Source organism: Burkholderia ubonensis, from assembly GCF_001718695.1.
GTDB classification, from domain to species: domain Bacteria; phylum Pseudomonadota; class Gammaproteobacteria; order Burkholderiales; family Burkholderiaceae; genus Burkholderia; species Burkholderia ubonensis_B.
The window spans coordinates 3,103,038-3,124,523 of record NZ_CP013420.1 but is presented as its reverse complement, the minus strand read 5'-3'; the positions used below and the strand labels follow the sequence as shown (position 1 = coordinate 3,124,523).

The following is a 21,486-nucleotide window of genomic DNA, read 5'->3' as shown; positions in this document are numbered from 1 at the left end:
ACGTAAATCGTGCAGCCCCGTATTTTGCCTGATCCGCTCGCCGACACGCGCCACTGTGCACGCACGTTTCTTCCGCCTTCGCTATACTGGCCCCAGATTGAAGCGTTTGCATAACATGACGACACTCGCCGATCTCCGCATCAATTACTCGCGTGCTTCGCTCGACGAAGCCGATGCCGCCCCGAACCCCTTCGCGCAGTTCGATCGCTGGTTCAAGGAGGCGCTCGACGCCAAGCTCCCCGAGCCGAACACGATGACGCTCGCCACCGTTGGCGAAAACGGCCGGCCGTCCGCACGGATCGTGCTGATCAAGGGCGTCGACGAACGCGGGTTCGTCTTCTTCACCAATTACGAAAGCCGCAAGGGCCGCGATCTCGCCGCGCATCCGTATGCCGCGCTGCTGTTCTACTGGATCGAGCTCGAGCGCCAGGTGCGCATCGAAGGCCGCATCGAGAAGACCAGCGCCGAGGACAGCGACCGCTATTTCGCGTCGCGCCCGCTCGGCTCGCGCATCGGCGCGTGGGCGTCCGACCAGAGCGCCGTGATCGACAGCCGCGCGACGCTCGAAGCGCGCGAAAAGGCCGTCAGCGAGCGCTACGGCGACGACCCGCCGCGGCCGCCGCACTGGGGCGGCTACCGCCTCGTGCCCGACTCGCTCGAATTCTGGCAGGGCCGCCCGTCGCGGCTGCACGACCGGCTGCTGTATACGCGCGACGACGCCGCGCCGCACGGCTGGACGATTTCGCGCCTGTCGCCGTAAGCCGGCGCGGCGCGCACCGCCGATCGCGTTTCGTATTTTTCGTATGGCATCCGGGCGCCCGCCAGGTCGGCGGGCGCCGGTCAAGAAACTCGGCTGTATTCGATTCAACGAACACGGAGATTCCAAATGTTCTGGGAAAAGAAGCTGGCACAGTGGGCGGACGAAGTACGGGCGAAGGCGAACATTCCGGCGCGCCTCGTGTTGTGGAACGGCGATCAGCTCGATTTCGGCACGTTCGCCGCGCCGCAGGTCACGCTGAAGGTCAACAGCGCATCGGCGCTGCCGCTCCTGCTCGACCCGAGCCTCGACAACCTCGGCGAGGCGTACGTGAAGGGCAAGATCGACATCGAGGGCAAGCTCTCCGACATCATCAACATCAGCTACTCGCTCGCGCGCAGCACCGTGACGAATGCGAGCAAGCTCGCGCGCGTGAAGCGCTACTTCAATCACACGAAGAGCACCGACAAGAAGGCGGTCCAGTATCACTACGACGTCTCGAACGCGTTCTACCAGCTGTGGCTCGACGAGAACATGGTCTACTCGTGCGCGTACTTCGAGAACGGCGACGAGGATCTCGCCACCGCGCAGATCAAGAAGATCGACCACATCCTCACGAAGATCCGGCTGCAGCCGGGCCAGCGGCTGCTCGACATCGGCTGCGGCTGGGGCGCGCTGGTGCTGCGGGCCGCAAGCAAGTTCGGCGCGCAGTGCCTCGGCGTGACGCTGTCGCAGAACCAGTTCGACCTCGCGACCGCGCGCGTGAAGGCCGCGGGGCTGCAGGACAAAATCGAGATCCGCCTGCAGGACTACCGCGAGATCGACGGCCAGTTCGACCGCATCACGAGCGTCGGGATGTTCGAGCACGTCGGCCGCAAGAACCTGCCGCTCTACTTCAAGCGCATTCATGACCTGCTCGCCGACGACGGCATCGCGATGAACCACGGCATCACGTCGACCGACGCGGAAAGCGGCGAGACGGCGCTCGGCGGCGGCGAGTTCATCGACCGCTACGTGTTCCCGGACGGCGAGCTGCCGCACATCAGCCTCGCGCTCGAAGCGGCGCAGCGCGGCGGGCTCGAGGCGATTGACGTCGAAAGCCTGCGGCGGCACTATGCGCGCACGCTCGACATCTGGACCGAGAACTTCGAGGCGAAGGCCGAGGAAGCCAGGAAGCTCGTCGACGACGAAAAATTCCGCATCTGGCGCGTGTATCTCGCCGGCTGCGCGTATGCGTTCGAGCACGACGACGTGTCGATCTTTCAAATCGTGTGCCGCAAGGCCGGGCAGAGCGCGAAGACGCTGCCGTGGTCGCGGCGCTACATGTACGAACACGCGCTGCCGCGCTAGGCGGCGCTTCACGCACGGCATGCATGGGTGACGGCAGCACACGGCGCAAGGCGCCGCCGGGACGGCGGCAACACGACGATTCGGACGGGACGCCCGCCGACGGACAGTTCGACCTGTTCGGCGCGGCGCCCGATGACGCGCGCGCCGCTCCCGCCGCGGACGACGACACCCGTGCGAACGCCGGCGATGACGTTGATGCGACGCCGGACGACGGCGGCAACCCAGCGCCGACGCCATCGCCGGCGCGCCGCGCGCACGACGTAGAAACGCCTCCCTCCACCGGCCTGCTGTGGGACGAACCCGCGCCGCAGCCCGCGCCGAAGCAAGGCAAGCGCCGGCGCGGCGTGCCGCCCGCGCCGATCGCGCCCGACGTGGCGGACGCCGCGGCCGGGTTGCCGCCGAACGTGCGGCTCGGCACGTCGTCGTGGTATTTCCCCGGCTGGAACGGCATCGTCTACGACGGCGACTTCGCGCAGACCAAGCTGTCGCGCGAAGGGCTCGAAGCGTACGGCGCGCATCCGCTGCTCAGGAGCGTGAGCCTCGACCGGTCGTTCTACGGGCCGCTGTCCGTCGCCGACTACCTGCGCTACGCGCAGCAGGTGCCGGACGACTTCCGCTTCGTCGTCAAGGCGCCCGCATCGGTCACCGACGCGGTCGTGCGCGGCCGGCGCGGCGAGCCGTCGGGACCGAACCCGACCTTCCTCGACGCAACGCTCGCGACGAACGAATTCGTGCGGCCGTGCGTCGACGGGCTCGGCCAGAAGGCCGGCGTGCTGGTATTCCAGTTCTCGCCGCTGCCCGATCGCCTGCTCGCCGACCCCGCCGCGCTGATCGACCGGCTGAGCGCGTTCTTCGCGGCGCTGCCGCCGCTGCCGCCCGAGCCGGACGGCCCGCGCTACGCGATCGAGATCCGCGACGCGAGCCTGCTCACGCCGCGCTTCATCCGCGCGCTCGCGACGCTCGGCGTGCGCTACTGCGTCGGCCTGCATGCGCGGATGCCCGACCCGCTGCGGCAGGCGGCCGCGCTCGCGCTGCTCGACGGCGACGCGCCGGGCCCGCTGATCGTGCGCTGGAGCCTGCACGGCGGGTTCAAGTACGAGCAGGCGAAAGCGAAATACGAGCCGTTCGACCGGCTCGTCGACGAGGATCCGCACACGCGCTCGGCGCTCGCCGAGCTGGCCGCGCGCTATGCGCTGGCCGGGCAACCCGTGATCATCACGATCAACAACAAGGCCGAAGGCTCCGCGCCGCTGTCGTGCATCGCGCTCGCGCGCGAGATCGCCGCCGCGTGCGCGCACTTGCGCAGCGAGGCGGCATAGGCCTTGTGGAAAGGCCTGTTCACGCGCCGCGCGACGACTTCAGCCGGTGCGCGAACTTCTGGCGGAACTTCGCGAGCTTCGGCCCGATCACGACCGCGCAATAGCCCTGGCCGGGATTCTGCGCATAGTAGTTCTGGTGATAGTCCTCGGCCGGCCAGTAATTGCCGTCGAGCGGCACGACCTGCGTGACGATCGGCTGCGCGAACACCTGCTCGCGCTCGAGCGCGCGGATCACGTCGAGCGCGGTGTCGCGCTGCGCGTCCGAATGCGTAAACACGGCCGACCGGTATTGCGTGCCGACGTCGTTGCCTTGCCGGTTCAGTTGGGTCGGATCGTGCGTCGCGAAGAAGATCTCGAGGATCTCGCGATAGCCGATGCGCGCCGGGTCGAACGTCACGTTGACGACCTCCGCGTGCCCGGTGTCGCCGTCGCATACGTCGCGGTAGCCCGGATTGCGGGTGTGGCCGCCCGCGTAGCCGGACTCGACCGCCGTCACGCCGTCGACGTCGAGAAACACCGCTTCCGTGCACCAGAAGCATCCCCCTCCTAAAGTCGCGGTTTCAAGCATTTCGTTCACCATGAAGTTGAGTACCTCGTTGAAGGTAGCGGCCGGGCACGCGCGCGTGCCCGGCTCGCCGGTCCGTATCGCCGCTGCCCGGTCGCCCGGCGCGCAGCGGCACGCGTTCAAGTATCTCACTCGCACGAAAATCCGGCAGACAGGCATGCGCGCGCCGCGCCCGACCCGCCGCGCATTTCTCGTCTACACTTAGGCACGCTTCGCCGCGACGGCACCCCGCCGCGGCCGCACGCAGCGCCGATGCATGCCCGCCCCGATGCCAACGTCATCCGCCGGAACATCGATATGCACGCCTTAGCAGATACCGTCCGCCTCGCAGGCGAACCGACCGACGCGCATTGCGCCGCGTCGTTCATCCGATCGCATTGCGACGCAACACGCGTGCGTGAGCGGCGCGCGTCGGATGCCGCACCTTTCCGCACCGTTTCCACCTGACGTACCGCAGCGCGCGCCGTGCCGGCGCGTGCGGGCGGCGGCGCGTTCGCCTCGCGCAGCGCTTGCCCACGCACGGCCGGACCGCGGCGCACCCGTGATTCGACACCACCGACAGGAGGCACCACGATGAACATGCGGCCCGACCCGACCTTTCACGCCTCACCGGAGCTTGCGATGCAGGCGCCGCCCGAGGCGTTCGCCTATACGTTGTTGCTGAGCCCCGATTTTTCCAGACCCGACGCGCTCGCCGTGATCGACGTGAAGCCCGGCTCGGAAACCTACGGCCAGGTCGTGCATACGGTGACGATGCCGACCACCGGCGACGAATTCCATCACTTCGGCTGGAATGCGTGCTCGTCGGCGCTGTCGCCGCTCACCGGCCACGCGTTTCTGCAGCGCCGCTACCTGATCATTCCGGGCCTGCGCTCGTCGCGCATCTACGTCGTGGACACGCATCCGCACCCGACCCAGGCGCGCATCCACAAGATCATCGAACCCGACGAAGTGTTCAGCAAGACCGGCTACTCGCGGCCGCACACGGTCCATTGCGGCCCCGAGGGGATCTACGTCAGCACGCTGGGCGGCGCCGGCAAGGACGGCATGGACGGACAGCCGGGCATCTTCATCATGGACTGCGAGACCTTCGACGTCGTCGGCCGCTGGGAAATCGACCGGGGCACGCAGGACAAGCATTACGACTTCTGGTGGAACCTGCCGCGCGACTACATGGTGTCGAGCGAATGGGCGCTGCCGCCGCAATTCGAGAACGGCATCGTCCCCGAGGAACTGCTGGCGAACCGGTACGGGCACCGGCTGCATTTCTGGGATCTGCGCGCGCGGCGCAACGTGCAGACCATCGACCTCGGCGCGCAGCACCAGATGGCGCTGGAAGTGCGGCCCGCGCACGATCCCGTGCGCGAATACGGCTTCGTCGGCGTCGTGATCGACACGACGAACCTCGAAGGCTCGATCTGGACCTGGTGGCGCGAAGACGGCCGGTTCCACATCGAGAAAACCGCGACGATCCCGGCCGAGCCCGCGCCCGCGGACCAGCTGCCGCCGCTGCTGAAACCGTTCGGCGCGGTGCCGCCGCTCGTGACCGACATCGACCTGTCGCTCGACGACCGCTTCCTCTACGTGTCCTGCTGGGGCACCGGCGAGATGCGCCAGTACGACGTCACCGACCCGCGCAAGCCGAAGCTCGCGGGATCGGTGCATATCGGCGGCATCGTGCGGCGCACGCCGCATCCGAACGGCAAGACGTTCGCGGGCGGCCCGCAGATGGTCGAGATCAGCCGCGACGGCAAGCGGGTCTACTGGACCAACTCGCTCTATTCGACGTGGGACGACCAGTTCTACCCCGACGGCGTGCCCGGCGCGCAGGTGATGGCGCACGCCGGCCCCGACGGCGGCCTGACGCTCGCCGACGACTACTGGGTGGCGTTTCCGGACGGCTACCGCGCGCACCAGATCCGGCTCGAAGGCGGCGACTGCTCGACCGATTCGTTTTGCTATCCGTCGGTCCGATCTTGAGCGGCCACGTCACGGCCCAGGTCGGTCTCTGGTCCGCGGTGCTGGCAAGCGGCCTCTATCACGGGTTCAATCCCGCGATGGGATGGCCGCTGGCCGTGTCGAACGGACTGATGGCGCGCAGCAGCCGCGCGCTGGTCGCGGCGCTCGGCTATCTCGCGCTCGGGCACGCGCTGTCGGTGTTCGCGATGATGCTGCCGTTCGCGGCGCTCGCCGCGCTCGTCGCGTGGCAGGCGCCGATCCGGATCGGCGCGAGCGTGCTCGTGATCGCCTGCGGGGCCTTCCTGCTGCTGCGGCCGCGCCACCCGCGGATCCTCGCGCGCATTCCGCCGTCGCGGCTCGGGCTCTGGTCGTTCGCGGTGGCGATCGCGCACGGCGCGGGGCTGATGCTGGTGCCGATCTATCTCGGGCTCTGCGGGATCGACATGGACCCGGGGCATCGGGCGGCGACGGCGCTCGTGAATGCGAACCTCGGGATGGCGCTCGTCGTCGCAACCGCGCACGCCACCGCGATGCTCGCCGCCGGCGGACTGCTCGCGTGGCTCGTCTATCGCTACCTCGGGCTGAAGTTCGTGTCACGGAGCTGGTTCAACCTCGATGCGCTGTGGGCGTCGAGCCTGATCCTGATCGGCGCGCTGTCGCTCGGGCTCGGCGCGGCGGGCTGAAGCCCGCTCACGCCGATGACGGGCTTGCACCACCGGCCGCCGCGCGTCGCGCCATCCTTCGCCGGCAAGTTCGTTGCGCCACCATACCGACCGGATGCGCGGGGCGCAGCGTCCCGCCACGGTCGATTCCGCTAAAATCGCGCCATGCGTCCCATTTCCAGACTGACCGCCTTGTCGCCCTTCGCCCGCTTCACCCGCCGCGCGCCGTGTGCGCGCGCCCCGTTCCGGATGGCCGCCCGATGAGCCGCGCAACGCCGCCGAATTTCGACGCCGCCGCGTTCCGGCAGGCGCTCGGCCAGTTTGCGACCGGCGTGACCGTGATCACGACGCGCGCGCCGTCCGGGCAGCTGATCGGCATCACCGCGAGCTCGTTCAACTCGGTGTCGCTCGACCCGCCGCTCGTGCTGTGGAGCCTCGCGCACAAGTCGGCGTCGATGCCGGTGTTCCGCAGCAACAGCCACTACGTCGTCAACGTGCTCGCGGCATCGCAGCTCGACCTGTGCAAGCGCTTCTCGACCTACAAGGGCGACCGCTTCGAGGGCATCGCGCACGCGGCCGGCAACTCGGGGATGCCCGTGCTCGACGGCGCGATCGCGTGGTTCGAGTGCCACAACCGCAGCCGCTACGACGAAGGCGACCACGTGATCTTCGTCGGCGAGGTCGAGCGCTGCGGCGTGCATCCGGATGCCGGCGCCACCGCGCCGCTCGTGTTCCACGGCGGCGGCTTCCACGGCCTCACACAGCTTTGATCGCCCCGGTGCGCGCCAGCACGACCGGCGCGCCCGCCTCGTCCTTCAGCGTCTGCAGCACGATGTTGGAACGGATGTCCATCACGCCCGGCGCCTTGTACAGCCGGTTCAGCACGAAATCCGAATAGTGCTTGAGGTTGTGCGCGAGCACCCGCAGCAGGTAGTGGCTCTCGCCCGTCACGACGAACGCGCCGACCACCTCCGGCCATTCGCGCAGTTCCTCGGCGAATCGTTCGTGCCACTGCGTCTGCTCGTTGCGCATCGACACCTGCACGAACGCCTCCAGCTCGAAGCCGAGCTTCTCCCGGCTCAGGCACGCGCGGTAATGCTCGATCACGCCCTGGTCCTCCAGCAGGCGCATGCGCCGCAGGCAGGCCGATGGCGACAAGGAAATCCGTTCGGCAAGATCGAGGTTGCTGATTCTGCCTTCCTCCTGCAGGACCGCGAGAATCCGGCAGTCGGTGGCGTCGAGCGTGATCGCGTGCATTTTTGGTCTCCGTTTCCTCTCTGCTTCGAATTATCTGCCAATCTGGCGGTTTGTCCATGGTTATTTCGCAAGCACTTTTTGCGAGCGTCCGCCTATCATGCGAAGCATCATTTCGCTGCTTCGCCATGCCATGGACACCCTCTGGGACATCTCGCCGCCGGTCGACCCCGCCACCCCCGTGTGGCCGGGCGACACGCCGGTCACCGTCGAACGCGTCTGGCGGATGGAGGCGGGCTCGCCCGTCAACGTCGCGCGCCTGACGCTGTCGCCGCATACCGGCGCGCACACCGACGCGCCGCTCCACTATGACGCCGACGGCGCGCCGATCGGCGCGGTGCCGCTCGACGCCTACCTCGGCCGGTGCCGCGTGATCCACTGCATCGGCGCATCCCCCGTCGTCATGCCGGACGACGTCGCGGCCGCGCTCGACGGCGTACCGCCGCGCGTGCTGCTGCGCACCTATGCGCATGCGCCCGCCGCGCAATGGGACCCGGATTTCTGCGCGGTCGCGCCCGACACCATCGACCTGCTCGCCGAGCGCGGCGTGAAGCTGATCGGCATCGACACGCCGTCGCTCGATCCGCAGGAATCGAAGACGATGGACGCGCATCGCCGCATTCGCGCGCACCGGATGGCGATCCTGGAAGGCATCGTGCTCGACGCCGTGCCGGCCGGCGACTATGAACTGATCGCGCTGCCGCTCAAGCTCGCGACGCTCGACGCGAGCCCCGTGCGCGCCGTGCTGCGCGCGCTGCCCGGCCGCGCCGCCTGAACCCTCGACCACCAACCCCGACCCATCATGATCAAGACCCGTGAAGATGCGCTCGCGCTCGACCGCGACGACCCGCTCGCCCCGCTGCGCGGCCAGTTCGCGCTGCCCGACGGCGTGATTTACCTCGACGGCAACTCGCTCGGCGCGCAGCCGCGCGCGTCGGCCGCCCGCGCGCAGCAGGTGATCGGCGCCGAATGGGGCGACGGCCTGATCCGCAGCTGGAACACCGCCGGCTGGTTCGCGCTGCCGCGCCGCCTCGGCGACAAGCTCGCGACGCTGATCGGCGGCGCACCGGACGAGACCGTCGTCACCGATACGATCTCGATCAACCTGTTCAAGCTGCTGTCCGCGATGCTGCGCCATCAGGCCGAGCGCGCGCCCGAGCGCCGCGTGATCGTGTCGGAGCGCTCGAACTTCCCGACCGACCTGTACATCGCGCAGGGGCTGATCGCGCAGCTCGGCGGCGGCTACGAGCTGCGCCTGATCGACGATCCGGCCGACCTGCCCGACGCGCTCGGCGACGACACCGCGGTCGCGATGATCACGCACGTGAACTATCGCACCGGCTACATGCACGACATGCCGGCCGTCACGCAGCTCGTGCACGACGCGGGCGCGCTGATGCTGTGGGATCTCGCGCATTCGGCGGGCGCGGTGCCGGTCGACCTGAACGGCGCGCGCGCGGACGGCGCGGTCGGCTGCACGTACAAGTACCTGAACGGCGGCCCCGGCTCGCCCGCGTTCGTGTGGGTGCCGAAGCGCCATCACGCGCATTTCTCGCAGCCGCTGTCCGGCTGGTGGGGCCACCGCGCGCCGTTCGCGATGCAGCCCGGGTTCGCGCCCGATCCCGGCATCGCGCGCTTCCTGTGCGGCACGCAGCCGATCGTGTCGATGTCGATGGTCGAATGCGGGCTCGACGTGTTCCTGCAGACCGACATGCACGCGATCCGCCGCAAGTCGCTCGCGCTGACCGACGCGTTCGTCGCGCTCGTCGAGGCGCGCTGCGAGGGTCATTCGCTGAAGCTCGTCACGCCGCGCAGCCATCACCAGCGCGGCTCGCAGGCGAGCTTCGAGCATCCGCACGGCTACGAGGTGATGCAGGCGCTGATCGCGCGCGGCGTGATCGGCGACTATCGCGAGCCGCACGTGCTGCGCTTCGGCTTCACGCCGCTCTATACGCGCTTCGCCGACGTGTGGGACGCCGTCGAGACGCTGCGCGACATCCTCGACACCGGCGCATGGAAAGCGCCCGAGTTCGCCACGCGCGGCGCGGTGACCTGACCTGCTGCCGCGGGCCAAGCGGCCCAGCTAGGCGCCCCCAGCTAGGCGCCCCCAGCGATACACATTCAAATCTGGAGATGGAAGTCGTGAATTCTGGTCATATGCAACCGTCCGGCAGCGACGCGCCGGCGGGCTGCCCGTTCTCGGGCGCACGTACCCCAGCCCCTGTACACCCGGCGCACGAAGCGCCGCACGTGCCGGGCGAAGCCGGCGAGCAAGCCGGCTGGCACAACGCGCAGCTCGATTTCTCGAAGTCGATGAGCTACGGCGACTACCTGTCGCTGAACCAGATCCTCGACGCGCAGCATCCGCTGTCGCCCGATCACAACGAGATGCTGTTCATCATCCAGCATCAGACGAGCGAGCTGTGGATGAAGCTCGCGCTGTTCGAGCTGCGCGCGGCGCTCGACGCGGTGCATCGCGACGCGCTGCCGCCCGCGTTCAAGATGCTCGCGCGCGTGTCGCGCATTTTCGAGCAGCTCGTGCAGGCGTGGAACGTGCTCGCGACGATGACGCCGTCCGAGTATTCGGCGATGCGGCCGTATCTCGGCCAGTCGTCGGGCTTCCAGTCGTACCAGTACCGCCAGCTCGAATTCATGCTCGGCAACAAGAACCCGCAGATGCTGCAGCCGCATGCGCATCGGCCGGACATCCTCGAACAGGTGCGCGCGACGCTCGAGGCGCCGTCGTTCTACGACGAGGTCGTGCGCCTGCTCGCGCGGCGCGGCTTCCCCATCGCGCCGTCGCGGCTCGCGCGCGACTGGACCCAGCCGACGCAGCACGACGAAACGGTCGAGGCCGCGTGGCTCGAGGTGTACCGGCATCCGCAGCAGCACTGGGAGCTGTACGAGATGGCCGAGGAGCTGGTCGATCTCGAGGACGCGTTCCGCCAGTGGCGTTTCCGGCACGTGACGACCGTCGAGCGCATCATCGGCTTCAAGCAGGGCACGGGCGGCACGAGCGGCGCGCCCTATCTGCGCAAGATGCTCGACGTCGTGCTGTTCCCCGAGCTCTGGCACGTGCGCACGACGCTGTAGCGCACGCGCGGCTCACGCGGCCCGCGCGTCGTGACGACGAGCGGGCCGCATCATATGCGCGCGGCAAGGCCGGCGCGGGCGGTCAGACGACGCTCGACGCGTTCCTCCGCCACCGTGGCGCGCCGGTGCAGCCGCTTCGGCACGCTGCCGCTATCTGCGCCGCCGCGCCGGTCTGATTCGCCGCCTGATTCGCCGCCTGATTCGCCGCCCGCTTCCCCGCCCCACCCCGCCGCAGCGCACCATCGAAAAGCCGCGCGCACGCCTTGACTTTCGCTCGCCTGAATACGATCATTCGCTCACACGTAGAGCAAATGATCGTATTCGACAGCGCGGATCGCCGGCTTCCCTGCCAGGCCGGCATCCGATCGCGACAGGAGACACCGGATGACCGCATCGCCTTCCGAGCACCCGCCCGTGCTGCTGCACATCGGCGCCGGATCGTTCCACCGCGCGCACCAGGCGTGGTACCTGCATCGCGTGAACGCGGCCGTGCCGGCCGCCGAGCGATGGTCGCTGGTCGTCGGCAACATCCGCGACGACATGCGCGCGACCATGGATGCGCTTGCCGCGCAGCACGGCGCGTACACGCTCGAGACGGTCACGCCGCAAGGCGAGCGCGCGTACGAGACGATCCGCGCGATCACGCGCGTGCTGCCGTGGTCGATCGATCTCGCCGCGCTGATCGACGCCGGCGCGGACCCCGCATGCCGGATCGTGTCGTTCACCGTCACCGAAGGCGGCTACTACCTCGACGAGCACAACCGGCTCGACCTTGCGAACCCCGATCTCGCGGCCGACCTGCAGGGCGCGCGCACGACGCTGTATGGCGCGCTCGCCGCGCTGCTCGCCGAGCGGATGAAGCGCGGCGCGGGCCCGCTCACGCTGCAGAGCTGCGACAACCTGCGCAGCAACGGCGCACGCTTTCGCGCGGGGATGCGCGAATTCCTCGAACGGCGCGGCGCGCGCGACCTGCTCGACTGGTTCGATGCGCACGTCGCAGCCCCAAGCGCGATGGTCGACCGGATCACGCCGCGCCCGACCGCCGACGTGCGCGAGCGCGTGCGCGCGGCAACCGGCGTCGACGACGCGTGCCCGGTGATGGGCGAATCGTTCATCCAGTGGGTGATCGAGGATCGCTTCGCGGCCGGCCGGCCGCAATGGGAGCGGGCGGGCGCCGAACTCGTCGACGACGTGCATCCGTACGAGGAAGCGAAGATCCGCCTGCTCAACGCGACGCACAGCTGCATTGCCTGGGCCGGCACGCTGGCGGGCCATACGTACATCCACGAAGGCACGCACGACGCGGCGATCCGCCGCTTCGCGCACGACTACGCGACGCAGGACGTGATCCCGTGCCTCACTCCGAGCCCGCTCGATCTCGCGCGCTATCGGGACGTCGTGCTCGAGCGCTTCGGCAACCCGTACGTGCTCGACACCAACCAGCGCGTCGCCGCGGACGGCTTCTCGAAGCTGCCCGGCTTCATCGCGCCGACGCTCGCCGAATGCATCGCGCGCGGCGCGGCGCCGGTCGCGACCGCGGTGCTGCCCGCGCTGTTCCTGCGCTTCCTCGAGCGCTGGGCCCGCGGCGCGCTGCCGTATGAATACCAGGACGGCGTGATGGACGAAGGCGCCGCGCGCGCGATCGTGGCGGCCGGCGACCCGGTCGCCGCGCTGTGCGCGCAGCGCCAGCTGTGGGGGGCGCTCGCCGGCAACGCCGTGCTCGTCGACGCGGTGCGCGCCGGCCTCGCGCGCGTCGATGCGTGGCTCGCGCAGCGCTGAGTGCGCCGGCGCCCGGCCGCGCGTCGGGTCTGCCGGCATTGGCACGCCCGCGCCCGCGCGGCTAAAGTAGCGGCTCCTCCCTGACGGAACGGATCGCACATGTATCTCGGCATCGACCTCGGCACCTCGGAAGTGAAGGTGCTGCTGCTCGCCCCGGACGGCACGGTCGTCGGCACCGCGGGCGCGCCGTTCACCGTGTCGCGGCCGCGCCCGCGCTGGGCCGAACAGCATCCGGACGACTGGTGGCGCGGCACGCGCGCCGCGCTCGCCGCGCTGCGCGAGCGTCACCCGCACGCGTTCGCGCAGGTGCGCGGCATCGGGCTGTCGGGCCAGATGCACGGCGCGGTGCTGCTCGACCGCGCCGATCGCGTGCTGCGTCCCGCGATCCTGTGGAACGACATGCGCAGCGCCGACGAATGCGCGCTGCTCACCGAACGCGCGCCGGACCTGCATGCGCTCACCGGCAATCTCGCGATGCCTGGCTTCACCGCGCCGAAGCTGCTGTGGGTCGCGAAGCACGAACCCGGCCTGTTCGCGGCGACGGCCTGCGTGCTGATGCCGAAGGACTACCTGCGGTTCATGCTGACGGGCGCGAAGGTGTCCGATCCGTCCGACGCCGCGGGCACGCTGTGGCTCGACGTCGCGCGCCGCGACTGGTCCGACGCGCTGCTCGCCGCATGCGGGATGACGCGCGCGCAGATGCCGTGGATCGTCGAAGGCAACGCGCCGTCGGGCACCCTGCGCGCCGACGTCGCGCGCGAGCTCGGGCTGTCGGAAGCGGTCGTCGTCGCGGGCGGCGGCGGCGACAACGCGACGAGCGCGCTCGGCATCGGCGCGATCCACGCGGGCGACGGCTTCGTGTCGCTCGGCACGTCGGGCGTGCTGAGCGTCGTCGGCGACCGCTTCATGCCGAACCCGGCGTCCGCGGTACACGCGTTCTGCCACGCGATTCCCGACCGCTGGCAGCTGATGAGCGTCGTGCTGTCGGCGGCGAGCTGCCTGCGCTGGGTCTGCAAGCTGACCGGCACCGACGAGCCGACGCTGCTCGCGGAAGTCGAGGCGCTCGACGCCGGCGCGCTCGCCACCGCGCCGCTGTTCCTGCCCTACCTGTCGGGCGAGCGCACGCCGCACAACGATCCGTACGCGCAGGGCGTGTTCTTCGGGATGACCCATGCGACCGAACGCGCGCATCTCGGCTATGCGGTGCTCGAAGGCGTGACGCTCGGCCTCGCCGACGGCTTCGACGCGCTGCATGCGGCCGGCGTCGAGGCCGACGCGCTGTCGCTGATCGGCGGCGGCGCGCGCAGCGCGTACTGGGCGCAGCTGATCGCCGATGCGCTGAACGTGCGCACCCGCCAGCACGGCGGCGGCGAGACGGGTGCCGCGCTCGGCGCGGCGCGGCTCGGCTGGCTCGCGGTCGGCGGCGATCCGCACGCGGTGCTGGGCAAGCCGCCGGTGCGCGCCGAATACGCGCCCGACGCCGCGCGCCATGCGGCGCTGCGCGAGCGCCTCGCCGCGTTCCGCGCGCTGTACCGGCACGTGCGCCCGCTCTACGAGCCGTCGCGCGCACGGCTCGCCTGACTGACCGACACGCGGGCCGGCCGCGGCGGCGAGTGCGGTACAGTGCGTACCCATGCGCCGCCGGCCGGCCCGCCAGGATCCGAATTCAATCGCTATCGTGCCCAAGTCCTCCGAAAAACTCGATCTCGCCACCCGCGCCGCGTGGCTCTACTACGTCGCGGGCGACACGCAGAACGAAATCGCCGAGAAGCTCCAGGTGTCGCGCCCGGTCGCGCAGCGCCTCGTCGCGTTCGCGGTCGAGAAGAACCTGATCCGCGTGCGCGTCGACCACCAGCTCGCCGACTGTCTCGATCTCGGCACGCAACTGTCGAAACGCTACGGCCTGTCGATGTGCGAAGTCGTGCCGGTCGACGACGACGCGCCCGAGGCGATCGACCGCAAGCTCGCGGTCGCCGGCGCGCAGGTGATGGAGCGCTACCTGAACGAGACGCGGCCGATGGTGATCGCGGTCAGCAGCGGCCGCACGCTGAAGGCCGCGGTCGCGCAGATCGCGCAGATCGACCGGCCGCAGCACCGGCTCGTGTCGATGGTCGGCGCAATCGCCGCCGACGGCTCGTCGAACCGCTACGACGTCGCGCAGGACATCTCCGAGAAGACGGGCGGCAAGCACTTCCTGCTGCCCGCGCCGCTGTTCGCGGACAGCGGCGCCGAACGCGCGCAGTGGTGCAATCACCGGCTGTACCGGATCGTCGAGGCGCTGTCGGGCGAAGCCGACGTCGCGCTGGTCGGCATCGGCAACATCGGCACGCACTGCCCGCTTTACGAGGACGGCTTCATCACCGAGCAGGAGCGCGACGAGATGATCGCGCTCGGCGCGGTTGCCGAACTGCTCGGCGTGCCGATCGACGCGCAGGGCCGCCGGATCACCGCGTCGACGAGCGCGCGCGTGACGAGCGTGCCGCTCGACACGCCGCCGAAGCGCCCGACGATCGCGTTCGCGGGCGGGCCGAAGAAGCGCGACGCGGTGATCGCCGCGCTGCGCGGCGGCTGGCTGTCGGGGCTCGTCACCGACGAGACCTGCGCGCGGGCGGCGCTGGGCGCTCAGGCGTCCTGACGCCGCGGCGCCGTCATGCGGCCTGCGCGTGCGGGCTCAGGCGCCGGAACGCGCGCCCCTCGCCGTCGAACAGATGGCAGTGGTCCGCATCCGCCTGCACGCGCAGCGCCTCGCCGGTGCGATACGTGTCGAGCGGCGGAATCCGCGCGATCAGCCCGTCCGGCGCGACCGCCGATTCCGCGTACAGGTACGCGGCGTCGCCGAGCGATTCGACGGCCATCGTCCGCGCGGCGACGCCGTCGGCCCCTGCCCCGACCTTCAGGTGCTCGGGCCGGATGCCGACCGTCACCGCCGCGCCGCGCTGCAGCCCGGCCGCGTCGACCGACACGCGCTGCGTCTCGCCGCTGTCGAAGCGCACCAGCACGCCGAGCGCATCGACCGCTTCGACGGTGCCGCGCAGGAAGTTCATCTTCGGCGAGCCGATGAAGCCCGCGACGAACTGGTTCGCGGGCGCGTGGTAGAGCGCGTTCGGCGTGCCGACCTGCTGCACGCTGCCGGCCGACAGCACGACGATCTTGTCCGCGAGCGTCATCGCCTCGACCTGGTCGTGCGTCACGTAGATCATCGTCGTCTTCAGCTCGTCGTGCAGCCGCGCGAACTCGAGCCTCATCTTCACGCGCAGCGCCGCGTCGAGGTTCGACAGCGGCTCGTCGAACAGGAACACCTTGGGCTTCCTCGTGATCGCGCGGCCGATCGCGACGCGCTGCCGCTGGCCGCCCGACAACTGCTTCGGCTTGCGGTCGAGCAGGTGGTCGATGTGCAGGATCTTCGCGGCCTGCTTCACCGCCTGGTCGATCTCGGGCTTCTTCGCGCCGGCGAGCTTCAGGCCGAACGCCATGTTGTCGTACAGCGTCATGTGCGGATACAGCGCATACGACTGGAACACCATCGCGATCCCGCGCCTCGCGCTCGGCACGTCGTTGACCTTCGCGCCGTCGATCAGCAGGTCGCCGCTCGAGATGTCCTCGAGCCCCGCGATCATCCGCATCAGCGTGGATTTGCCGCAGCCGCTCGGCCCGACGAACACGACGAACTCGCCGTCGGCGATGTCGAGGTTCACGTTGCGCAGCACTTCGTTGTCTTCGTAGCGCTTCGCGATGTTGCGCAGGAGCACGCTTGCCATGATTTGTCTCCGTTCGAGGTTCGAAGGTTCGATTCCTGATGCGCCGCCCGCGGGCGGCGCGTTGCTCAATGCGGCAGCACCGCGCCCGTCGCCTGCCAGCGTGCGACGTAGCCGGGCAGCTCGTGCATGTCGTCGAATACGTGGCGCGCGCCGATGCCGCGCAGCGCATCGACCTGCGCGGGCGACGCGTGCCCCGCGCCGACGAAGCCGAGCACGGTCATGCCGGCCGCGGCCGCCGCGGTGATGCCGGTCGCGCTGTCCTCGACGACGAGGCATTGCGCGGGCGCGACGCCGAGCGCATGCGCGGCCGCGAGATACACGTCGGGCGCGGGCTTCGGGCGCGCGACGGCGTCCGCGCAGAACAGCCGCTCGCCGAAGAAGCGCTCGAGGCCCGTGCGCGCGAGCGCGGCCTCGACGTACGCGCGGTAGCTGTTGCTCGCGCACGCGATCGGCAGCGTGATCGCGTCGAGGGCAGCCGCGATGCCGTCGACGGCCGGCGCGTTCACCGCCGCGGCTTCGACCGCGCGCCGGATCGCGCCGACGTCCGCGTCGCCCAGCGTGCGGCCGAGCGCATCGCTCGCGCCGGCGAGCACGCGCTCGATCCGCAGCCCGAGCAGCGGCATCACCGCCGGCCGCGCGTCGACGCCGGGCCAGCGCGCTTCGAGCTCGCGCACCAGCATGTCGGCGGCCACCGCTTCGCTGTCGATCAGCACGCCGTCGCAATCGCAGATCAGCGCGCCTTCGTTGCGCGTTCCGTTCATTTGACCGCCCCGAACGTGAGCCCGCGCACGAGCTGCTTCTGCGACAGCCAGCCGACGATCAGGATCGGCGCGACCGCGAGCAGGGACGCTGCGGACAGCTTCGCCCAGAACAGCCCCTCCGGGCTCGAGTACGACGCGATGAACACCGTCAGCGGCGCCGCGTTCGAGCTCGACAGGTTGATGCTCCAGAACGCCTCGTTCCACGACAGGATCACGAGCAGCAGCGCGGTCGACGCGAGCCCCGGCAGCGCCATCGGCAGCAGCAGGTAGACGATCTCCTGCCACGTCGACGCGCCGTCGATGCGCCCCGCCTCGAGGATGTCCTTCGGGATCTCGTTGAAGTAGGTGAAGGTCATCCACACCGCGATCGGCAGGTTGATCAGCGTGTAGACGATCACGAGCCCCGACACGCTGTCGAGCAGGCCCGCGTTCTTCCACAGCAGGTAGATCGGCACGAGCACGCCGACCGACGGCATCATCTTCGTCGACAGCATCCACAGCAGCACCTTCTGCGTGCGGCGGTTCGGGAAGAACGCCATCGCATAGGCGGCCGGCACCGCGAACAGCAGGCAGATCGCCGTCACGCCGGCCGAGATCAGCACCGAATTCCACGCGAACGAGAAGTAGTCGCTGCGCGCGAACACCTCGCGGAAGCTGTCGAGCGTCGGGATGAAGAACAGCGTCGACGCATACGCCTGCTGCTCGGTCTTGAACGCGGTGAGCGCCATCCAGAAGATCGGGAAGAACAGCGCGAGCGCGATCAGCCACGCCAGCAGGCCCGGCGCCGCGCGGCGCGCCCGGCCCCGGCCGAGCGCGGCGGATACGGTGGACACGCGGCGGCCGGCATCGAAAGTCAGGTCGCTCATTGTTCGTACTCCCCTTTCAGGTTGCGTGCGAGCATCCGCACGAGGAAGAACGACACGACGTTCGCGACCACGACGGCGATGATCCCGCCCGCGGACGCGAGGCCGACGTCGAACTGCTGCAGGCCGAGCGCATAGATCAGGTACGACAGGTTGGTCGTCGCGTTGCCGGGGCCGCCGCCCGTCGTCGTGTAGATCTCCGCGAAGATCGACAGCAGGAAGATCGTCTCCATCATCACGACCACCGCGATCGCGCGCTTCAGGTGCGGCAGCGTGATGTAGAAGAACATCGCGACCGGCCCGGCGCCGTCGATGCGCGCCGCCTCCTTCTGCTCCTGGTCGAGCGACTGGATCGCGGTGAACAGGATCAGGAATGCGAACGGCAGCCACTGCCACGCGACGATGATGATCACCGCGGTCAGCGGATAGTCGGCGAACCAGTCGACCGGCGTCATGCCGAGTGCGCGCATCGCGTTCGCGACGAGCCCGTACACCGGATGCAGGATCATGTTCTTCCAGATCAGCGCGGACACCGTCGGCATCACGAAGAACGGCGCGATCGCGAACAGCCGCGCGACGCCCTGCCCGTAGAACTTGCGGTCGAACAGCACCGCCATCAGCACGCCGCCGACCACGGTGATCGCGAGCACCGCGCCGATCAGCACGAGCGTGTGCCAGATCGCCGGCAGGAACGCCGGATCGGTCGCGAGGAAACGGTAGTTGTCGAATCCGGCGAAGCCCTTCACGTCCGGATTGAGCAGGTTGTAGCGCGAGAACGAGTACCAGACCGTCATCGCGAGCGGGATCGACATCCACAGCACCAGCACCGCGACGGACGGCGACACGAGCCAGTTCGCGCCGCGCCGCGGCCGGTCCGGCGCGGGCGGCCGCGGCGCGGCGTCGAGCGGGTGCGCGTGGGTCAAGGGAAGACGTAAGTGACGCATGATCGGGACCACCTCCGATTGAAACGCGGGCGCGCAGCGCTCGCCCGCCTTGCCGCTTCACGACGGCCGTGCGTGCGCAGACGCACGGCGCGCCGCGTGACTTCTCCGTGCTACTTCTGGTAGCCGGCCTGGCGCACCGCGCGGTCGGCCGCGGCCTGCCCGGCCGCGAGCGCCTGGTCGACCGTCAGCTGCCCGGCCACCGCACCCGCGATGCTCTGCCCGACCACGGTGCCGAATGACTGGAACTCGGGAATGCCGACGTACTGCACGCCCGTGTACGGCACCTTCTGCGCGGACGGATCGTTCGGGTCGGCCGTCTCGATCGCCTTCAGCACGAAGTCGGAGAACGGCGCGGCGGCCTTGTATTCGGCGCGCTGATACGTCGACGTGCGCGTGCCCGGCGGCACCGACGCCCACCCTTCGTCCTTCGCGACCAGCTCCACGTACTGCTTCGACGTCGCCCACGCGATGAACTTCTTCGCGGCGTCCTGCTGCTTCGACGTCTTCGGGATCGCGAGCGCCCACGCCCACAGCCAGTGCGAACCCTTCGGCGTCGCCGCGACCGGCGCCGCCGCATAGCCGATCTTGTCCGCGACCTGCGACTGCTGCTTGTTGTACAGAATCCCCGCCGCGACGGTCGCGTCGATCCACATCGCGCACTTGCCGGACGCGGTCAGCGTCAGGTTCTCGTTGAAGCCGTTCGAGCTCGCGCCCGGCGGGCCGTTCTTCTTCAGCAGGTTCACGTAGAAATTGACGGCCTTCTTCCACTCCGGCGACGCGAGCTGCGCATTCCACTTGTCGTCGAACCAGCGGCCGCCGAACGTGTTCACGACCGTCGACAGGTACGCCATGTTCTCGCCCCAGCCGGCCTTGCCGCGCAGGCAGATGCCGTAGATGCCCTTCGACTTGTCGGTCAGCTTGTCCGCGAACCCGGCGATCTGGTCGTAGGTCGGCTGGTCGGGCATCTTGAGGCCCTTCGCCGCGAACAGGTCCTTGCGGTAGAACGTCATCGAGCTCTCGACGTAGAACGGCAGCGCGTAGAGCTGGCCGTTGTACGACAGGCTGTCGCGCGCGGTCTTCACGACGTCGTTCAGGTCGTAGTCGGCCGGCAGGCCGGCCACCGGTGCGAGCCAGCCGCGCTTGCCCCACTGCGGCGTCTCGTAGGTGCCGATCATCACCACGTCGAACTGGCCGCTGCCGGTCGTGATGTCGGTCGTCGCGCGCTGGCGCAGCACGTTTTCCTCGAGGATCACCCAGTTCAGCCTGATGTCGGGATTGGCCTTCTCGAACGCCGGCGCGAGCTTCTTCAGCTCGATCATGTCGGGGTTGTTCAGCGTCGCGATCGTCAGCGTTCCCGCGAGCGCGGCGCCGGCGGCCGTCGCGAGCGCCGCGCCGGCGAGCACGCGGGCGGCAAGCGTCTTTCGTTGCATGGCATGTCTCCAGTGTCTTCTGTGTTGTGTGTTGTCGATGTCGATGAAACGGCGCGCAACCGGCCGGTCAGGCCGCCGCGCGCAGGTCGGGCCGCGTCGGCTCATCCCGCGTCAGCTCATCCAGTTACCGCCGTCGACGTTCAGCGTCTGCGCGGTGATGTAGTCCGCATCGGCCGACGCAAGGAACAGCGCGGCGCCCGTCAGGTCGGCGGGCAGGCCCATCCGGCCGAGCGGCACCGCCTCGCCGACGAGCCGCTTCTTCTCGCCGAGCGGCCGGTTCTCGTAGCGCGCGAAGAGCGCATCGACCTGCTCCCACATCGGCGTGTCGACGACGCCCGGCGCGATCCCGTTCACGTTGATCCGGTGCGGCGCGAGCGCGAGCGCGGCCGACTGCGTATAGCTGATCACCGCCGCCTTGGTCGCGCAATAGTGTGATACGAGCGCCTCGCCGCGCCGCCCGGCCTGCGACGACATGTTGATGATCTTGCCGCCGCGCCCCTGCTCGACCATCCGCTGCGCGACGGCCTGCATCAGGAAGAACAATCCCTTCACGTTGACCGCGAACAGGCGGTCGAACACGTCCCACGATTCGTCGAGGAGCGGGCGCATGTCGAACAGCGCCGCATTGTTGAACAGGATGTCGACGCCGCCGAACCGCTCGACCGCGGTAGCGACGATGCGCGCGATGTCGTCGCGGCGGGTGACGTCCGCGGCCACGGCAACCGCGCGGCCCGGGCTCGCCTCGATGAGCCGCGCGAGCGACCCGCCGGCCGGTTTCACGTCGACGAGCACGCAGCGCGCGCCCTCCTCCAGATAGCGTTGCGCGACCGCTTCGCCGATGCCGCTCGCGGCACCGGTCAGGATCGCGACCTTGTCCTGCAATCTCACTGGCTGTCTCCGTTTCGTTCTGCTGCATGAAGGCCGCGAGGTGAGCGAACGCTCGCCAGCCGATCAATTGCTCTGTTTGTGGTCGAATGATCGGATACGCGATT

The 21,486-nt window shown here is 69.4% G+C and carries 21 protein-coding genes; 13 read left to right on the top strand and 8 right to left on the bottom strand.

The features are described from left to right. Positions 1–115: 115 nt before the first annotated feature. From pdxH to WJ35_RS14200, 3 genes are all read left to right on the top strand, one after another. Positions 116–760, top strand: a complete 645-nt coding sequence (gene pdxH / locus WJ35_RS14210) for a pyridoxamine 5'-phosphate oxidase (RefSeq protein WP_059478793.1) — start codon at positions 116–118, stop codon at positions 758–760. A gap of 126 nt (positions 761–886) precedes the next feature. Beyond that, positions 887–2,107, top strand: a complete 1,221-nt coding sequence (locus tag WJ35_RS14205; RefSeq protein WP_060237840.1) for an SAM-dependent methyltransferase — start codon at positions 887–889, stop codon at positions 2,105–2,107. 23 nt (positions 2,108–2,130) lie between these two features. Next, positions 2,131–3,426, top strand: a complete 1,296-nt coding sequence (locus tag WJ35_RS14200; protein ID WP_060237834.1) for a DUF72 domain-containing protein — start codon at positions 2,131–2,133, stop codon at positions 3,424–3,426. 19 nt (positions 3,427–3,445) lie between these two features. Here the strand turns inward: WJ35_RS14200 and msrA are convergent, their stop codons facing one another. After that, positions 3,446–4,006, bottom strand: a complete 561-nt coding sequence (msrA, locus tag WJ35_RS14195; protein ID WP_069239341.1) for a peptide-methionine (S)-S-oxide reductase MsrA — start codon at positions 4,004–4,006, stop codon at positions 3,446–3,448. 237 nt (positions 4,007–4,243) lie between these two features. Between msrA and WJ35_RS31220 the strand changes: the two genes are divergently transcribed. From WJ35_RS31220 to WJ35_RS14175, 4 genes are all read left to right on the top strand, one after another. Beyond that, positions 4,244–4,438 carry a hypothetical protein gene (locus WJ35_RS31220; protein ID WP_124260310.1) on the top strand — a complete coding sequence of 65 codons (195 nt, stop codon included), beginning with the start codon at positions 4,244–4,246 and terminating at the stop codon, positions 4,436–4,438. A gap of 126 nt (positions 4,439–4,564) precedes the next feature. After that, complete coding sequence (locus WJ35_RS14185; RefSeq protein WP_069239339.1) at positions 4,565–5,971, top strand: selenium-binding protein SBP56-related protein; 1,407 nt, start codon at positions 4,565–4,567, stop codon at positions 5,969–5,971. Next, positions 5,968–6,633 (top strand): hypothetical protein, encoded by a 666-nt coding sequence (locus WJ35_RS14180; protein ID WP_060237830.1) that lies wholly within the window; start codon positions 5,968–5,970, stop codon positions 6,631–6,633. Before WJ35_RS14185 ends, WJ35_RS14180 begins: the two co-directional genes overlap by 4 nt. 239 nt (positions 6,634–6,872) lie before the next feature. After that, positions 6,873–7,382, top strand: coding sequence for a flavin reductase family protein (locus tag WJ35_RS14175; protein WP_059734102.1), 510 nt, complete (start codon positions 6,873–6,875; stop codon positions 7,380–7,382). Here WJ35_RS14175 and WJ35_RS14170 read toward each other — a convergent pair. Next, positions 7,369–7,869 carry an Lrp/AsnC family transcriptional regulator gene (locus tag WJ35_RS14170; RefSeq protein ID WP_010090865.1) on the bottom strand — a complete coding sequence of 167 codons (501 nt, stop codon included), beginning with the start codon at positions 7,867–7,869 and terminating at the stop codon, positions 7,369–7,371. The two genes, WJ35_RS14175 and WJ35_RS14170, sit on opposite strands and share 14 nt — an antisense overlap. A 130-nt stretch (positions 7,870–7,999) precedes the next feature. On the opposite strand from WJ35_RS14170, the gene kynB reads away from it, so the two are divergent. The 6 genes from kynB (at position 8,000) to WJ35_RS14140 (ending at position 15,373) form a co-directional block, all read left to right on the top strand. Further along, positions 8,000–8,641 carry an arylformamidase gene (kynB, locus tag WJ35_RS14165; RefSeq protein WP_060237827.1) on the top strand — a complete coding sequence of 214 codons (642 nt, stop codon included), beginning with the start codon at positions 8,000–8,002 and terminating at the stop codon, positions 8,639–8,641. A 27-nt stretch (positions 8,642–8,668) separates the two neighbouring features. Then, positions 8,669–9,922: a kynureninase gene (gene kynU, locus WJ35_RS14160; RefSeq protein ID WP_060237824.1), complete on the top strand. Its 1,254-nt coding sequence runs from the start codon at positions 8,669–8,671 to the stop codon at positions 9,920–9,922. 101 nt (positions 9,923–10,023) lie between these two features. Beyond that, entirely contained in the window at positions 10,024–10,959 is a 936-nt protein-coding gene (kynA, locus tag WJ35_RS14155) for a tryptophan 2,3-dioxygenase (protein WP_060237821.1), read from the top strand. A gap of 384 nt (positions 10,960–11,343) precedes the next feature. Next, the gene (gene dalD, locus WJ35_RS14150; protein ID WP_069239338.1) at positions 11,344–12,738 is read left to right on the top strand and encodes a D-arabinitol 4-dehydrogenase; all 1,395 of its coding nucleotides are present in this window, start codon (positions 11,344–11,346) and stop codon (positions 12,736–12,738) included. 99 nt (positions 12,739–12,837) lie between these two features. Continuing rightward, on the top strand, positions 12,838–14,319 hold the full coding sequence (gene xylB / locus WJ35_RS14145) for a xylulokinase (protein WP_060237802.1): 1,482 nt from the start codon (positions 12,838–12,840) through the stop codon (positions 14,317–14,319). A gap of 97 nt (positions 14,320–14,416) precedes the next feature. After that, positions 14,417–15,373, top strand: a complete 957-nt coding sequence (locus WJ35_RS14140; protein ID WP_060237799.1) for a sugar-binding transcriptional regulator — start codon at positions 14,417–14,419, stop codon at positions 15,371–15,373. Between the two features lie 13 nt (positions 15,374–15,386). Here WJ35_RS14140 and WJ35_RS14135 read toward each other — a convergent pair whose 3' ends face one another. From WJ35_RS14135 to WJ35_RS14110, 6 genes are all read right to left on the bottom strand, one after another. Continuing rightward, a complete protein-coding gene (locus WJ35_RS14135) occupies positions 15,387–16,496 on the bottom strand; it encodes an ABC transporter ATP-binding protein (protein ID WP_060237796.1) in 1,110 nt (369 codons plus the stop codon). A 65-nt stretch (positions 16,497–16,561) separates the two neighbouring features. Continuing rightward, entirely contained in the window at positions 16,562–17,257 is a 696-nt protein-coding gene (locus tag WJ35_RS14130) for an HAD family hydrolase (protein WP_060237793.1), read from the bottom strand. Next, positions 17,254–18,123, bottom strand: coding sequence for a carbohydrate ABC transporter permease (locus WJ35_RS14125; RefSeq protein WP_069239337.1), 870 nt, complete (start codon positions 18,121–18,123; stop codon positions 17,254–17,256). Before WJ35_RS14125 ends, WJ35_RS14130 begins: the two co-directional genes overlap by 4 nt. Further along, on the bottom strand, positions 18,120–19,064 hold the full coding sequence (locus WJ35_RS14120; RefSeq protein WP_059734116.1) for a carbohydrate ABC transporter permease: 945 nt from the start codon (positions 19,062–19,064) through the stop codon (positions 18,120–18,122). The genes WJ35_RS14125 and WJ35_RS14120 overlap by 4 nt, the downstream gene beginning before the upstream one ends. Positions 19,065–19,174: 110 nt before the next feature. Then, positions 19,175–20,494: an ABC transporter substrate-binding protein gene (locus WJ35_RS14115; RefSeq protein WP_010090842.1), complete on the bottom strand. Its 1,320-nt coding sequence runs from the start codon at positions 20,492–20,494 to the stop codon at positions 19,175–19,177. 111 nt (positions 20,495–20,605) lie between these two features. Further along, positions 20,606–21,382, bottom strand: a complete 777-nt coding sequence (locus WJ35_RS14110) for an L-iditol 2-dehydrogenase (RefSeq protein WP_042586187.1) — start codon at positions 21,380–21,382, stop codon at positions 20,606–20,608. Between the last annotated feature and the right edge of the window lie 104 nt (positions 21,383–21,486).

What these genes read in the sequence shown, in the direction of transcription:
- xylB (WP_060237802.1), top strand. Translation starts at nt 12,838, where the DNA reads ATGTATCTCGGCATCGACCTCGGCACCTCGGAAGTGAAGGTGCTGCTG.
- WJ35_RS14185 (WP_069239339.1), top strand. Translation starts at nt 4,565, where the DNA reads ATGAACATGCGGCCCGACCCGACCTTTCACGCCTCACCGGAGCTTGCG.
- kynA (WP_060237821.1), top strand. Translation starts at nt 10,024, where the DNA reads ATGCAACCGTCCGGCAGCGACGCGCCGGCGGGCTGCCCGTTCTCGGGC.
- WJ35_RS14120 (WP_059734116.1), bottom strand. Translation starts at nt 19,064, where the DNA reads ATGCGTCACTTACGTCTTCCCTTGACCCACGCGCACCCGCTCGACGCC.
- msrA (WP_069239341.1), bottom strand. Translation starts at nt 4,006, where the DNA reads ATGGTGAACGAAATGCTTGAAACCGCGACTTTAGGAGGGGGATGCTTC.
- WJ35_RS14175 (WP_059734102.1), top strand. Translation starts at nt 6,873, where the DNA reads ATGAGCCGCGCAACGCCGCCGAATTTCGACGCCGCCGCGTTCCGGCAG.
- pdxH (WP_059478793.1), top strand. Translation starts at nt 116, where the DNA reads ATGACGACACTCGCCGATCTCCGCATCAATTACTCGCGTGCTTCGCTC.
- WJ35_RS14170 (WP_010090865.1), bottom strand. Translation starts at nt 7,869, where the DNA reads ATGCACGCGATCACGCTCGACGCCACCGACTGCCGGATTCTCGCGGTC.
- kynB (WP_060237827.1), top strand. Translation starts at nt 8,000, where the DNA reads ATGGACACCCTCTGGGACATCTCGCCGCCGGTCGACCCCGCCACCCCC.
- kynU (WP_060237824.1), top strand. Translation starts at nt 8,669, where the DNA reads ATGATCAAGACCCGTGAAGATGCGCTCGCGCTCGACCGCGACGACCCG.
- WJ35_RS14125 (WP_069239337.1), bottom strand. Translation starts at nt 18,123, where the DNA reads ATGAGCGACCTGACTTTCGATGCCGGCCGCCGCGTGTCCACCGTATCC.
- dalD (WP_069239338.1), top strand. Translation starts at nt 11,344, where the DNA reads ATGACCGCATCGCCTTCCGAGCACCCGCCCGTGCTGCTGCACATCGGC.
- WJ35_RS14205 (WP_060237840.1), top strand. Translation starts at nt 887, where the DNA reads ATGTTCTGGGAAAAGAAGCTGGCACAGTGGGCGGACGAAGTACGGGCG.
- WJ35_RS14135 (WP_060237796.1), bottom strand. Translation starts at nt 16,496, where the DNA reads ATGGCAAGCGTGCTCCTGCGCAACATCGCGAAGCGCTACGAAGACAAC.
- WJ35_RS14130 (WP_060237793.1), bottom strand. Translation starts at nt 17,257, where the DNA reads ATGAACGGAACGCGCAACGAAGGCGCGCTGATCTGCGATTGCGACGGC.
- WJ35_RS31220 (WP_124260310.1), top strand. Translation starts at nt 4,244, where the DNA reads ATGCATGCCCGCCCCGATGCCAACGTCATCCGCCGGAACATCGATATG.
- WJ35_RS14200 (WP_060237834.1), top strand. Translation starts at nt 2,131, where the DNA reads ATGGGTGACGGCAGCACACGGCGCAAGGCGCCGCCGGGACGGCGGCAA.
- WJ35_RS14115 (WP_010090842.1), bottom strand. Translation starts at nt 20,494, where the DNA reads ATGCAACGAAAGACGCTTGCCGCCCGCGTGCTCGCCGGCGCGGCGCTC.